General features: G+C 64.9%; 13 protein-coding genes. 4 read left to right on the forward strand and 9 right to left on the reverse strand.

All coding sequences use genetic code 11. From position 1 onward, the window contains the following. Nucleotides 1–3: 3 nt before the first annotated feature. Nucleotides 4–1,701 (reverse strand): NAD+ synthase, encoded by a 1,698-nt coding sequence (locus BIGA_RS02920; RefSeq protein WP_033506072.1) that lies wholly within the window; start codon nucleotides 1,699–1,701, stop codon nucleotides 4–6. Nucleotides 1,702–1,989: 288 nt separating this feature from the next. On the opposite strand from BIGA_RS02920, the gene BIGA_RS02925 reads away from it, so the two are divergent. Beyond that, the gene (locus BIGA_RS02925; RefSeq protein WP_033506067.1) at nucleotides 1,990–2,796 is read left to right on the forward strand and encodes a Cof-type HAD-IIB family hydrolase; all 807 of its coding nucleotides are present in this window, start codon (nucleotides 1,990–1,992) and stop codon (nucleotides 2,794–2,796) included. Between the two features lie 13 nt (nucleotides 2,797–2,809). Here the strand turns inward: BIGA_RS02925 and BIGA_RS02930 are convergent, their stop codons facing one another. The 4 genes from BIGA_RS02930 to BIGA_RS02945 all read right to left on the reverse strand — a co-directional run bounded on the left by BIGA_RS02930 (nucleotide 2,810) and on the right by BIGA_RS02945 (nucleotide 6,428). Beyond that, nucleotides 2,810–3,931, reverse strand: coding sequence for an SLC13 family permease (locus BIGA_RS02930; protein WP_033506065.1), 1,122 nt, complete (start codon nucleotides 3,929–3,931; stop codon nucleotides 2,810–2,812). Nucleotides 3,932–3,997: 66 nt separating this feature from the next. Continuing rightward, on the reverse strand, nucleotides 3,998–4,651 hold the full coding sequence (gene pcp / locus BIGA_RS02935; protein WP_272944569.1) for a pyroglutamyl-peptidase I: 654 nt from the start codon (nucleotides 4,649–4,651) through the stop codon (nucleotides 3,998–4,000). A gap of 111 nt (nucleotides 4,652–4,762) precedes the next feature. Beyond that, entirely contained in the window at nucleotides 4,763–5,707 is a 945-nt protein-coding gene (locus BIGA_RS02940; RefSeq protein WP_033506064.1) for a DUF979 domain-containing protein, read from the reverse strand. 4 nt (nucleotides 5,708–5,711) lie between these two features. Then, nucleotides 5,712–6,428, reverse strand: coding sequence for a DUF969 domain-containing protein (locus BIGA_RS02945; protein WP_051917044.1), 717 nt, complete (start codon nucleotides 6,426–6,428; stop codon nucleotides 5,712–5,714). Nucleotides 6,429–6,607: 179 nt separating this feature from the next. On the opposite strand from BIGA_RS02945, the gene BIGA_RS02950 reads away from it, so the two are divergent. Both BIGA_RS02950 and BIGA_RS02955 read left to right on the forward strand, forming a co-directional pair. After that, a complete protein-coding gene (locus tag BIGA_RS02950; protein WP_152595958.1) occupies nucleotides 6,608–7,357 on the forward strand; it encodes a DUF3800 domain-containing protein in 750 nt (249 codons plus the stop codon). Nucleotides 7,358–7,434: 77 nt separating this feature from the next. Beyond that, nucleotides 7,435–7,977, forward strand: a complete 543-nt coding sequence (locus tag BIGA_RS02955; protein ID WP_033506060.1) for a peptidylprolyl isomerase — start codon at nucleotides 7,435–7,437, stop codon at nucleotides 7,975–7,977. A gap of 104 nt (nucleotides 7,978–8,081) precedes the next feature. On the opposite strand, the gene BIGA_RS02960 is transcribed toward BIGA_RS02955, so the two are convergent. From BIGA_RS02960 to BIGA_RS02970, 3 genes are all read right to left on the reverse strand, one after another. Next, nucleotides 8,082–10,415, reverse strand: coding sequence for a RelA/SpoT family protein (locus BIGA_RS02960; protein WP_051912006.1), 2,334 nt, complete (start codon nucleotides 10,413–10,415; stop codon nucleotides 8,082–8,084). Nucleotides 10,416–10,487: 72 nt separating this feature from the next. Next, nucleotides 10,488–10,964 carry a dUTP diphosphatase gene (gene dut, locus BIGA_RS02965; protein ID WP_033506058.1) on the reverse strand — a complete coding sequence of 159 codons (477 nt, stop codon included), beginning with the start codon at nucleotides 10,962–10,964 and terminating at the stop codon, nucleotides 10,488–10,490. Then, on the reverse strand, nucleotides 10,964–11,257 hold the full coding sequence (locus tag BIGA_RS02970; RefSeq protein WP_033506056.1) for a DUF4193 domain-containing protein: 294 nt from the start codon (nucleotides 11,255–11,257) through the stop codon (nucleotides 10,964–10,966). The genes dut and BIGA_RS02970 overlap by 1 nt, the downstream gene beginning before the upstream one ends. 148 nt (nucleotides 11,258–11,405) lie before the next feature. On the opposite strand from BIGA_RS02970, the gene sepH reads away from it, so the two are divergent. Next, nucleotides 11,406–12,377: a septation protein SepH gene (sepH, locus tag BIGA_RS02975; RefSeq protein ID WP_033506054.1), complete on the forward strand. Its 972-nt coding sequence runs from the start codon at nucleotides 11,406–11,408 to the stop codon at nucleotides 12,375–12,377. Nucleotides 12,378–12,442: 65 nt separating this feature from the next. Here the strand turns inward: sepH and BIGA_RS02980 are convergent, their stop codons facing one another. Continuing rightward, nucleotides 12,443–13,666: an alkaline phosphatase family protein gene (locus tag BIGA_RS02980; protein ID WP_081929383.1), complete on the reverse strand. Its 1,224-nt coding sequence runs from the start codon at nucleotides 13,664–13,666 to the stop codon at nucleotides 12,443–12,445. Between the last annotated feature and the right edge of the window lie 94 nt (nucleotides 13,667–13,760).

Consider the following 13,760-nt stretch of genomic DNA (forward strand, 5'->3'; position numbering starts at 1 on the left):
GCACTACTCACGGAACGCGGTCGTCACCGGCAGCCTGCGGTCCCGGCCGAACGCGAGCGCCGTGACCTTCGGTCCCAGCGGATACTGCCGGCGCTTCCACTCGGCGCGGTCCACCAGACGCATCACCGTGTCCACGGTGGCCTCGTCGAACCCGTCGGCCAGCAGATCGGCCCGACCGTGCGCATGCTCGATGTATGCGGACAACACCCGGTCCAGCAGCCCGTATTCGGGCAGGCTGTCGGAGTCCTTCTGTCCGGGGCGCAGTTCGGCGCTGGGCGCCTTGACGATGCTGTTGACGGGGATCATCACGCCGTCCGGCAGCGGCACGCCGGCGTCACGCCGCTCGTTGCCGACCACGGCCAGTCCGCCGATGCCCATGCCGGCCGCGGCGGCCTTGTTGCGCCAACGGGCCAGCTCCCACACGCGCGTCTTGAGCAGGTCCTTGATCGGCGCGTACCCGCCGACGGCATCGCCGTAGATGGTGGAATACCCACAGGCGAGCTCGGATTTGTTGCCGGTGGCCAGGGCCAGCAGCCCCTTGGCGTTCGAGTAGGCCATCACGATGACGCCGCGGATGCGCGCCTGCAGGTTCTCGGCGGCCACGCCCTCCAGCGCCAGCTGGCTCTGGAACGCGGCGAACAACGGTTCGATCGGCTGGATGTCATAGTGGGCGCCGAGGTTCGCGGCCAGGTCGGCGGCGTCGTCCTTCGAGCCGTCGGAGGAGTACATGCTGGGCATCGAGATGCCCCAGACGTTCCCGCCGCCGCACGCGTCCGCGGCCATGGCGGCCACCAGCGCCGAATCGATGCCGCCGGACAGGCCGAGCGTGACGCCCTTGAACCCGTTCTTGCGCATGTAGTCCTTCAGTCCCAGCACGCAGGCCGTGTAGACCTCCTCGTCCGGATCCAGATCGGCGGCGATGCTGGTCGGCGTCTGACGCGCGGCGTCGGTGTCGAGCGTGAAATAGCTCAGGTCCTCCATGAACATCGGGGAACGCTCCAGCAGCGTGCCATCCGAGTCAACCACAAAGCTGCCACCGTCGAAGATCAGGTCATCCTGCCCGCCCACCTGGTTCAGGTAGATCAGCGGCGCGCCGACCTCACGGGCGCGGCGGACCGCCAGCTCCATGCGCGTATGGGTCTTGCCCTCCTCATATGGCGAGCCGTTCATCGTCAGCAGCAGGTCGATGCCCCGTTCCGCCAACTCGGCCACGGGGCCGCCGTCCTGCCAGATGTCCTCGCAGATCGCCACGCCGATGCGCGCGCCGTCCACGTCGATGACCACCGAACGGTCCCCTGCGGAGAAGATGCGGAACTCGTCGAACACACCGTAGTTGGGTAGGAAATGCTTGTCATAGCCGGCCCAGACCACGCCTTCGTGCAGGACCACCATGCGATTGCGCGGCTTGGAGGTCTCGGGGTCGGTGCCGACCGTGCCGACCGCCACATACAGCCCCCCCAGGCCTTCGGCGGCGAGCGCGGCGGCCAGTTCGTTCGCCTGGTTCCATGCCGCCTGCCGGAAGGTGCGGCGCAACGCCAGGTCCTCGATCGGGTAGCCGGTCAGGGTCATCTCGGGGAACACGACCACGCGGGCGTGCTCGCCGGCTGCGCGGCGGGTGTAGTCGAGCACCTTGGCGGCGTTGCCGGCGAGGTCACCGACGCAGGTGTCGATCTGGGCTAGGGCAAAGCGAATCTGTGTCATGTCCCCCAGTCTAGCCGCCATACGCCCAACCGGACATCGGCGGATTCGCATCCCGCACCGGCTCGTCTGCGGCTCGACGCATCGTGCGCGGGAGGAGCCGGTCCACGTGCCCTCGGAGGTGGCGTAGATGCCGACCGACGCATCGCGTGAGGGAGGAACCAATTCCGCAGGCCCACGGAACGCAGATGTCTGCCATCGCACCGCATGCGGACAAGCAGCCGGTTTCCATCGGGACGACGCCCGATACACTTGGGAACGTCAGGTATCCGTTCCCGGGAGGTTACGAGGATGAAGTCGCATGATATCAGGGCCGTGTTCTTTGACGTGGACGGCACCCTCACCAGTTTCACCACCCATGAGGTTCCGGCGTCCACTATCACGGCGCTCCAGCGGCTGCGGGAATGCGGCGTGCTGGTGTTCATCTGCACGGGCCGCGCGCCCTCGCAGTTCGAGGTGGTGGCGCGGATGCTGCCGGTCGAGTTCGACGGCATTGTGGCGGCCAACGGCCAGTACTGCTTCGACGCCCAAGGATTCCTCGACGCCCGGCCGATCGACGGCGATGACGTGGCCGTGATCGTCGATTGGCTGGACCGCAATCCGGACGTGGTCGCCACCTTCAGCGAATGCGACTACGTGTATTTCAACCGGATCACCCCCGCGATGGAGGCGACGTGGAATCAGCTGGGCAAGACCGCGCCGACGCGGTTCGTTGACGACCCACATACCCGTCCGTTCACGCATGAGACGTTCCAGATCAGCCCGTTCATCACCCCCGAGCAGGAGGCGGAGCTTGTCGGCCTGTGCCGGAACGTGACCGGGGTGCGCTGGCATCCCGACTTCACCGATATGATCCCCGCCGACGGCGGCAAGCCGCGCGGCATCCGCTGCTTCATGGAGCACCATGGGTTCTCCCGGGAGCAGACGATGGCGTTCGGCGACGGCGGCAACGACATGGCGATGCTGCAATTCGCCGGCGTCGGCGTGGCGATGGGCAATGCGAACGACGAGGTCAAGGCGGTGGCCGACTACGTGACCGATGACGTGGATCACGACGGCGTCATGAACGCGTTGCGGCACTTCGGCATACTTCAATAGGGACCACGCCGTTTCACAGCACGGCGGAGATCATCAGCAGCAGCGCCAAGAGCGCCACATTGGCGATGGTGAACCACAGCAGGTAGCGACCGCGGCGCTGCGGGTATTCGCGCGCCACCATCTTGTAGGAGATCAGGCTGGCCATCGAGGCGATCAACGTGCCCAGACCGCCCAGGTTGCATCCGACGATCAGCCCCGACCAATCGTCGGTGAACCCCGACAGCAGCAGGGCGGCCGGCACGTTGCTGACGACTTGGCTGGCGAGCACGGACACGATCTGCACACGTCCTTCCAGCATGACGGCCAGCAGGTCGCGGAACGGCCCGATGTTGCCCATATTGCCGATGAAGATGAAGAACGCGACGAACGTGGCCAGCAGCGAGTAGTCGACGCTGGCCAGCACACGCCGGTTCACCACCAGCAGCGTGACGGCGGCCAGCGCGGCGATCGCCCATGGCGGCACCAGACCGAATATGGCCAGCAGACAGAGCACGAATCCTCCGGTGCAGCCCACCAGCGAACGCCGGCGGCATACGTGCACGTCCACCGAAACGCCTTGCACGGGTTTCGGGCGGCGCAACCCCACGCCGATTACCGCCGCCAGCACGATGCCGGAGACCGCCACGTACGGCAGCGTCAGCGTCACCAGCTCGCCGAATCCCATCCCCGAGCGCGCGTAGAGATACAGGTTCTGCGGGTTGCCCATCGGCGTGAGCATGCTGCCGAGATTCGCGGCGATCGTCTGCAGGATCACGGTCGGCACGATCAGCCGCTCCCACCCGGCCATGCGCAACACCACCAGCGCGAACGGCACGAAGGTGATCAGCGAGACGTCGTTGGTCACCACCATGCTCAGGAAGAACGGCAGGAACACCAGGACCATCACCATGCCGCGGGTGGTCGCCACACGCTGGAGCAGTGCGTCGCTCAGCCGCGCGAAGATGCCGATCTGCTGGTACCCCTTCATCACCGCCATCAGCGAGAACAGCAGCGCCAGCGTATCCCAGTCGATGTAGCCGAGGTAGTCGGCGGATGGCGGCACGACGAACGCCGAGGCCACAGCCAGCACCACGGCCACGCATAGCACCGTCTCACGGCGCAGAAACCCGAGGATACGTCGAATGGGCAGGGTCATGGGGTGTCGTTCTCCATCACTGGGACTCGTTGGGTGCCTGTGCGTTGCGGCAGGGATCGATGCGTGTCAGTGCGTGGCGCCGGCCACCGCGTCGTCCGCCCCGTCGCCGCGGACCACGGCTTCGATGGCGTACTCCAGCGATGCGGCGATGGTGTCCAGCGGCATCGACGGGGTGCCTTCGGGCTTGTCCACCACCTGGCCGGGTTCGTACGGCACGTGCATGAATCCGGCGATGGTGCCGGGGAACCGCCGCTCGCACAGGTACAGCGCGTGATACATGATGCTGTTGCATACGAAGGTGCCGGCCGTGTAGGAGACGAACGCCGGCAGATGATGCGCACGGATGCCGGCGACCATGGCCTTGACCGGCACGGTGGCGAAGTAGGCCGCGGGACCATCCTCGCGCAGCGGTTGACCCAGCGGCTGTTCGCCGTCGTTGTCCGGGATGCGGGCCTCGGCCAGGTTGATGGCCACCTGTTCGACCGTCACGCAGCTGCGGCCGCCGGCCTGCCCGATGCAGATCGCGGCGTCGGGGCGTTCGGCCGCGATGGCCTGTTCCAGCACCTCGGCGCTGCGCGTGAACACGGTGGGCACCTCCAGCTTGACGATCCGCGCCCCCGCAATGGCGTCCGGCAGCAGCTTGACCGCCTCATACGCCGGGTTGACGGATTCGCCGCCGAACGGGTCGAATCCGGTGATCAGAATCTTGCTCAGCATCATCAAACCTCCTGTATCGTGCTGGAAGCGCCGCAGCGTCCGACGCCGTTCCATCCTGATGGATTTCCCATTCCTTTATACCTGCATGCACCTGCCCGCATCCCGGCACGGCCGTCAGCAGGCGATGAGCATGTAGATGATCTGCACGACGATCATGACGAACGCGGGCAGCACCTGGTTCTTGATCACGCCCATGCGGTCCTTCATCTGGAGCATGGCTACGGGCACGATGTTGAAGTTCGCGGCCATCGGCGTCAGCAGCGTGCCGCAGTAGCCGCAGGTCAGCGCCAGGATGCCGACGACGGCGGGGTCGGTGCCGAGGGAGAGCACGAACGGGGCGCCGATGCCCACGGTCATCACGGTGATGGCGGCGAAGGCGTTGCCCATGATCATCGTGAACAGCATCATGCCGAGCGCGAACACGATGATGCCGACGGTCCGGTTGCCTGCAGGGATCACACCGCCGACAATCCGCGCGATGACGTCGCCCACGCCGGCCGCGTCGAAAATCGCGCCCAGGCTGGCCAGGAGCATCGGCAGCATGCACAGCGGACCCATCGCGGACAGCAGCCGCTCGGAGTCGCCCAGGAACACGGCCAGCGTGTTGGCGCGGTTGAACGCCCACAGGATGATCGCGGAGACGAACACGCCGATGCAGCAGCCGGCGAGCGCGCCGATGGCGGGGATCAGCGCGCCGGCGATGGCGAAGACGCCGATGGCGAGCGCGGGGATGAACACCTTCTGCCCGATGCGCCGGAAGTTGCCCTCCACCTCGGCGTCGGTCGGTTCGGCGGCCTTGCCCGGCTTGACGCGCTGGGCGATGGCGGGGATGACCATGATGACGATGAGCAGGCCGTCGATCATCGGCGGAATCCAGCGGCCGAAGGCGATGACGACGCCGAGCAGCGTCCAGAAGACGAAGGTTCCGTACCGCGACGGGTTGGACCTGTCACGCAGGTTATGCACGCCCGCATAGATGCTCATCAGACCCATGACGATGTAGAACACCTCCATGATCTTGTCGCTGGATAGCACCTCGGGATCCATGAAGAACGCCATGACGTCACTCCCCTTCCTTCACCGAATCCGGCTTCCGGACGCCGGATTCGCCGCCGTAGAATTTTCTGCGCAGCCGCGCATCCTTGATAATGTAGTAAGCGGCGGTCACGCCCACGGCGATCAGCGCCACCGGGATCTCGATGATGGCCAGCTGCAGCAGATCCACGTCATAGCCGAGCGGCGCCAACGTGGTCTTGACCAGGATCGCGCCGGAGGTGCCGACGAAGAGCACCTGGCCGAAGAACCAGGCGACATTCTCCATGCCGGAGGCCATGCCCTTGAGCTGTTCGACGTAGTCCTCGTCCGGCTTGTGACCGGTGGCCTCGATGGCGCCGACGGCCATCGGCATGATGATCGGACGCACGAATCCGGCCACGCCGCCGAAGCTCACGTTGAACGCGGCGAACACCAGACGCATCACGCCGTACAGCGCGATGATGATGCCGGGCGTGGCACCCTTGGCCTTGCCGATCAGCTCGGCGGCGGCCTGCTTCAGGCCGTTGCGTTCCAACGTGCCCGTGACCAGCAGGATGATGATGAACAGCGCCACGCTGCGGTTCGAGACGAACGATTCGCCCAGCGTGGTCAGGAAGCCGTCGATGCCGAGATTGCCCAGCAGCGCGGTGACGATGGCGGCCAGGAACACGATGAGGATCGAGTCCAGCCGCAGGGCGAAGCCGACGATGACGACGGCGATGCCCAACAGCACCAGGTATTCCATGTCTTCAGTCTTTCCTCTTATTCTCCAAGCGGGTGGGCCCGGATATTCTCGGTCTTTCAGATCCCACCATGTGATTACTGGCTGACCATCCTACATCAATGTATAGTCATTCGCACGCACGCATATTTTTATGCACATAAGGTTTGGCGTGTTCACCATGCGTCGTGTTATCCTGAACTATGAGCTTTCGGGTTCAACAAATCGGCGGGGAAGATCCCCGCCATTCTTGTATTTGCTTGGGGGATAATATGTCGGAGTTGAGCTTATTTATAGACGAAAGCGGCGATTTCGGACCTTACAAACCCGACACATCGTTCTACATTGTTTCGATGGTTCTCCACGACCAGAGCAACCTCATCACCGAGCAAATGCTCGCACTCGACTCCGACCTGATCAACAACAACCTACGCACTTCTTCCATCCACACTCGACCCCTGTTGCGCCACGAAGATGAATACCGCGATTTGACCCTACAAGAACAGCGTTACCTTCTCTCCAGGCTGTATCTGTTTGCCCGGAAATGCGGTCTTAAATATAAGGTCTTTTCCTTTGACCGACGCATTTGCCGCGCACCGAGCGACCTGGAGAGAAGAGTCTCGCGTGAAATCACCTCATTCTTCCGGGAGAACCACAAGCTATTCGCCTCATACGATAAAACAATTCTCTACTATGACGACGGGCAGAAGCAGCTTGCGCGCATTCTCTCCGATACCGATGAGCTCATCATCAACATTGATCACAGGCATCTTGACCCTACTGACTACCGTTTATATCGACTCGCCCAAGTCGCCGACCTTGCCTGCTGTCTGGAGCTGACCAAACTACACTTCGACGCCGGACAGCCCACAAACTCCGAACGATACGTATTCGGTAACGCCCGAAACTTCCGTAAATCCTTTTACAAAACGTTCCAAAGAAATCAGCTATGATCCGGACTCGAACATTACGCCGACTGATACACCCAGACAACGTCGCGCGGTCGGGGCGGCATGGGAGACTGGCAGGCATGAGCACTACAGTTATCATGCGCACCTCCGAGGGTGACATCACCATCAACCTGTTCGACGACCTGGCCCCGGAAACCGTGGCCAACTTCGTGGGGCTCGCCACCGGCGAGAAGACCTGGCGCGACCCGATGACCGGCGAGGAGCGCAACGAGCCGTTCTACGACGGCCTGACCTTCCACCGCATCATCAAGGACTTCATGATCCAGGGCGGCTGCCCGCTGGGCACCGGCACCGGCGGCCCCGGCTACGACTTCGACGACGAGATCGTGCCGACGCTGACCTTCGACCACCCGTACCTGCTGGCCATGGCGAACGCCGGCCTGCGCCGCGGCATGGACGGCAAGATCCACGGCACCAACGGCTCGCAGTTCTTCATCACCACCGTGCCGACACCGTGGCTCAACGGCCATCACACGATCTTCGGCGAGGTGGCCGATGACGAGTCCAAGGCCGTGGTGGACAAGCTCGAAGCGCTACCGACCGATCGCTCCGACCGTCCGATGGAACCCGCCGGCATCATCTCGGTGGAAGTGGTCAAGTAGGTAAGTAAGTAACGGTTCCACCGTTCGATTCATTGATATCGATGGTGGCGACTCCGCAGCGAGCCGCCACCACCATTTTTTGCGTCAGAGTCACGACAGCCGGTCTATTGCATGCGGCGCAGGCGCGGTTCGGCGGAATCCTTGGCGCCGGTGATGCGGTAGACGTCGAAGACGCCGTCGATCTTGCGCACGGCGGACAGCAGCGTGTTCAGATGCTGCGGGTCGGCCATCTCGAACGAGAACTGGCTGATGGCCACGCGATCGGCGCCAGTGGCGATGTTGCCGGACATGATGTTCACGCCGTGGTCCGAGAGCACGCGCGTCACGTCGCTCAGCAGATGCGGGCGGTCCAACGCCTCCACCTGGATCTTGACCATGAACAGGCCCTTCGTGCTCGTCCATTGCACGGGGATGACGCGTTCGGGCTGCCGGCGTTGCAGGTCGATCATGTTCTGACAGTCGGTGCGATGCACCGATACGCCCTGGTTGCGGGTGATGAAGCCGACGATGTCATCGCCGGGGACGGGCGTGCAGCAGCGCGCCAGCTTGACCCAGACATCGCCCACGCCCTTGACGGAGATGCCCAGCGCATTGGTGGGCTTGGAGCGTTCCGGCGTGCGGCGCAGCGGCAGCAGCTCCTGCTCGGCCTCCTCGTCCACCTCGTCGGAACCGGCGTCCTTGACCAGATGGGCGATGACGTTCTGCGTGGAGACTTGGCCGTCGCCGATGGCCGCGAACAGACTGTCCGGGTTCGGGTAGTTGAGCTCGTCGGCCACGCCGATCAGCGCCTCGGGCGACATCAGCGTGGAGATCGGCAGGTTGCGCTTGCGCATGGCGCGGGTCAGGTCGTCGCGGCCTTCCTCGATGGCCTCGCTGCGGCGTTCCTTGCTGAACCACTGCCGGATCTTGTTGCGGGCCTTCGGGCTCTTGACGAAGCTCAGCCAGTCGCGGGACGGACCGGCGGTATCGGACTTGGAGGTGAGCACCTCCACGGTGTCGCCGTTCTCCAGTTTGGTGTCCAACGGCACCAGACGGCCGTTGACGCGCGCGCCCATCGTGCGATGGCCCACCTCGGTGTGCACGGCGTAGGCGAAGTCGACCGGCGTGGCCTGCGCGGGCAGGGACACGATCTTGCCCTTCGGCGTGAACACGTAGACCTCGGCCGAGCCGAGATCCTCCTTCAACGAACCCAGGAACTCGTTCGAGTCGGGGGTCTCGCTCGTCCAATCGGCAAGCTGCTGGATCCACTTGAGGTTATCGGCCTCGCTGAGCTCCTGGTTCTCGCTGTTCTCACGCTTACGGTCGTCGGCGTCCGGCGAACTCAGCGCACGCCCGGCCTGCCCGTTGGCCTTGTACTTCCAATGCGCGGCGATGCCGAACTCGGCGCGCCGGTGCATGTCCCATGTGCGGATCTGGACCTCCACCGGCTTGCCGCCCGGGCCCACCACCGTGGTGTGCAGGCTCTGGTACATGTTGAGCTTGGGCATGGCGATGTAGTCCTTGAACCGGCCCGGCACCGGGCTCCACCGCGCATGCACGGCGCCGAGCGCCGCATAGCAGTCGCTGATCGTATCAACGATGATGCGCACGCCCACCAGGTCGTAGATGTTCTCGAAATCGTGCCCGCGCACGATCATCTTCTGGTAGATCGAGAAGTAGTCCTTCGGACGGCCCGTGACGTAGGCCTTGATGTGCTGTTCCTCGAGATCCTCGTTGATCTCGCTCAGGATCTGCTTGAGGTACACGTCGCGCTGGCCGGCCCGGCGGGCCACCAGCACCACGATCTCGTTGTAGATCTTCGGGTAGAGCACCTTGAAGCTCAGTTCCTCGAGCTCCGTCTTGATGGCGTTCATGCCCAGCCGGTTGGCCAACGGGGCGTACACGTCCAGCGTCTCGCGGGCCTTCTTCTGCGCGCTGGAGGTTTTCACGTACCGCCAGGTGCGGGCGTTGTGCACACGGTCGGCGAGCTTGACGACCAGCACGCGCACGTCGCGGCTCATCGCCACCACCATCTTGCGGATGGTCTCGGCCTGCGCCGAATCGCCGTATTCCATCTTGGAGAGCTTGGTCACGCCGTCCACCAGACCGGTGACGGTGTCGCCGAATTCGGCGCGGCACTCCTCCAGCGTATAGTCGGTGTCCTCCACCGTGTCGTGCAGCAGGCCGGCCGCCACCACCAGGGGCCCCATGCCCAGGTCCGCCAGGATCTGCGCCACCGCCAGCGGATGGATGATGTACGGCTCGCCTGACTTGCGGCGCTGGGGGGAATGCTGGCGCACCGCCCGGCGGTAGGCGCGGTTGAGGATGTCCATATCCTCGTCCGGGTGGTGCGCCTTGCAGGCGTTCATAATCGGTTCAAGCGGATCGAGCGGATTGCCGCTGATCTCGCAACCGAGCGTACGAGCGGAGAAATACCCATCATCAACGTCGGACACCATCGTTGTACCTCCTCTCGTATGCACTCCATCCTACCCTTACGGGCTGTGGACGGCTGCGTGGAATGTCGGGATTCAGGCGGACACGCCCGTCGACCCGAATCCCCGTTCGGCGCGGTCCGATCCGGGTAGCGTTTCCGCCGGGATGAACCGGGCCTCCACATACCGCTGGATCACCAGCTGGGCGATGCGGTCGCCGGGGTGGAACGTCACGGTATGCTCCGGATCCAGATTGATCAACGGCACCTTGATCTCGCCGCGATATCCGGCGTCCACGGTTCCGGGCGCGTTGAGCACCGTCACCCCCTGGCGCACGGCCAGACCGGAGCGCGGATGCACCAGCGCCACATACCCCGCCGGCAGCGCGATGGCCACACCGGTCGGCACCAGGGCGCGTTCGAACGGCTTCAGGGTCACCTCCTCGGTGGTCACCAGGTCGGCGCCCGCGTCACCGGCATGCGCATACCGAAGTTCAATCGGATGGGATGGGTCGATCGACCGGATCAGCACCTCCACGTGCTCCGGCTCGTTATACGCCTCGTCGAATGCCATCAGGCGGCGCACTCCTTGCAGATCGGCTGTCCGTCCGCGGTGGTTTCGGCCAGCTGGCTGCGGTGCTTGACCAGGAAGCATTCCGAGCAGATGAACTCGTCGCCCTGCATCGGGATCACCGTCACCGAGGCGTCCTCGTTGCTCAGATCGGCGCCGGGCAGCTCGTAGTCCTCGGCGATGGCATTCTCATCGTCGTCGATGTCGCTGGCCGAATTCTGCGCGCCCTTGCCCAGAGCCTGCAGCGACTCCTCGTCCTCGTCCTTGTTGCGGGGCGAATCGTAATCCTGTGCCATGGTGGTCCTTTCTCCGTAATGGCGATTATGCGCCATAGAATACATGACATTCCCCCGCATAGGATACACGATTTGAAATACTCGTAAAATCCGACACGTGGGGCACAATGGAATAAGGTCCGGTTCGCAAGAGGAAAGTGGTGCGCTCATGCCTGATCAGCCGCTTGTTCAAGCCCGTTTCGACCATGTGGACGCCGAGGGACGCCTGGTGTTCGTTGCAGGCGAGGAACAGTTCGCCGTCCATGTGGACGACACGCTGGAGCACGCCATCCTTGAGGCCAAGCAGATCACCGCGGAGATCGCGCCGCGGCCGGCGCCCTCGCAGACGTTGCCGATCTCGCAGATCCAGTCCCTGATCCGGGCCGGCGCCGACCCCGCGCGCGTGGCCGAACGCTATGGGGTGAGCGCGGCGTTGGTCAGAAGGTTCTCCGCCTCCGTGGAAACCGAGAAGCAGTACGCCATCGAACAGTTCCTTTCCGTGCCCGCGCCCAAGGACAGTCGCGCGCATACCCTGTCCGAGCTGATCGACCGCACGTTCGCCGCGGCGCGGGTGCGCCCCGAGGACGTGGTCTGGAAGGCCACGCGTCGCGGGCTGGAACCGTGGCGGATCACCGCGCAGTTCACCTCCGCCGGGCGGACCATCCGCGCCGAGTGGTCGTGGAATATGCACGACAATGCCGTGACGTGCTTGAACCGCACCGCCGGCAAGCTGCTGGGCGAGCAGGGCGGCGATCGACCGGGGCAGGCCGTTGCGCCCGCCGCCGAGTCGGGGTACGACGACGGCTTTGCCGTACCGCTGAATCTTCCCGGCGACTCCGCCCGTTCCGCACGCATCGAGCAGACGGTTTCGGCGTGGAGCACGCCGGAGCCCACGATGCCCGCCGTCAGGCCCGATCTTGCGCAGCCGGCAGCGCCCGCGCCGGCCGACAACGCCGCAACGCCGCAGCCGGAACCGACCGTCTCCCCCGCACAGACACCCGCAGCGGATCCGTCGCAATCCGATGCCGACGCTGCCGACGCGACGGCCGCCCCCACGCCGGCGCAGCCCGCGGCCAAGCCGAAACGCCGCTCCGGCCGTTCCGCCGTTCCCAGCTGGGACGAGATCCTGTTCGGCGACTGAATCGACCAGGCCCGGTCAGTTCGCGCCAAGCCCGGTCGATTCAGTCCGCTTCGATTCAGACCGGTTCAGGCCAGGTCGATCAGGCAGGGGATGTCCATCTCCAGCATCGTGTGCGCGCCGTGCACGCTGGGCAACTGCATCGCCTGCGCCGTTTGTATCCGCGAATCGACCAAGGTCAGCGACCCCACGGCCGAAACCAGCACGTCGCCGATCATCGGCTCCACACGCGGCTCGACCGGGCCGAACAGCCCCTCGGCCAACGCCTGCGCCCTGGTACGGACCTGCGCCCCATCCCCCAGGAATCCCCGCCATCGATCGGCGATATCCTCCGGGTCCTCGCCCTCCTGCGCGTACAGCATCACCGACCGCGGTTCGCCGCCCACCATCGCCACGCCCTGCGCCAACCGCGGCGTGACCGCGATGTCGATGCGCCGCTGCGGATCGGAGGAGACCATGCCGTGATCCGCGGTGATGACGATCAGCGTGCCCTTGGGCACACTGCGGCGCAGCAGGGCCAGCTGCGCGTCGATGCGTTCGAAGGTGCCGATCCATTTGTCGCTGTCCCAGCCGTAGGTGTGTCCGATCTTATCCGCATCACGGATATACAGGTAGGTCAGGCCGGGCGTGCGGGCGGCGTCGGCCGCGGCGAGCACGCGGTCGCGCGGCGCCACGTTCGAGATGTAGTCGGTGCCGCGCAGCGCCGCCTCGGTCAGCGGCGATGCGGCGAATTTCGGCAGCCCCGAACTGGTGACGCGCACGCCACGCTCCCGCAGCAGTTCGAAGACGGTCGGCTGGCGTTGCAGGTCGCGCGGGGCGATCGCCTGCCTGAACTGGATCATCTGGGCCAGCTCGCCGGTTTCGGGGTTGCGTTGCGTATACCCGGTCATGCCGGTCAGTCCGGGGCAGGTGCCGGTGCCGAACGTGGACATGGCCGCCACCGTGGTGCTGGGTGCGCAGGTGGAGATCGGCCGCTGGTTGGCCGGCTCGTTCATCAGCGACCGCAGGTACGGGGCGTGGCCGAGCCGCATCGCCAGATTCCAATAGCCCAGGCCGTCGATCAGCACCACAACCGCGGATTCGACCTCCGGCAGACCCAGCTTCCGGTGCGCCTCGTCCGGGTCGCGGTGCACCGCCGTCGGCGTCGGATGCCCGATCGCGCAGGCCAGCGCCGGCAGCAGACTCGACAGGTGCAGCGCTCCCCCACGCGCGGCGCCGTCGGCGTCGTCCCCATACCGCGCGACCGGCACCGGTCGCAGCAACTCCTCCATCTCGGGCACGTCCACACTCATACCGTTCATTCAACCACCGTCGGGCGAAAACCGAAGTCGGCAGGTTTCGCCGTTGCGGTACACTGGTTCGGTTTGTAGGTTTCCTGTTGGTTTC

The organism is Bifidobacterium pullorum subsp. gallinarum (assembly GCF_000741215.1).
GTDB classification, from domain to species: domain Bacteria; phylum Actinomycetota; class Actinomycetes; order Actinomycetales; family Bifidobacteriaceae; genus Bifidobacterium; species Bifidobacterium pullorum_B.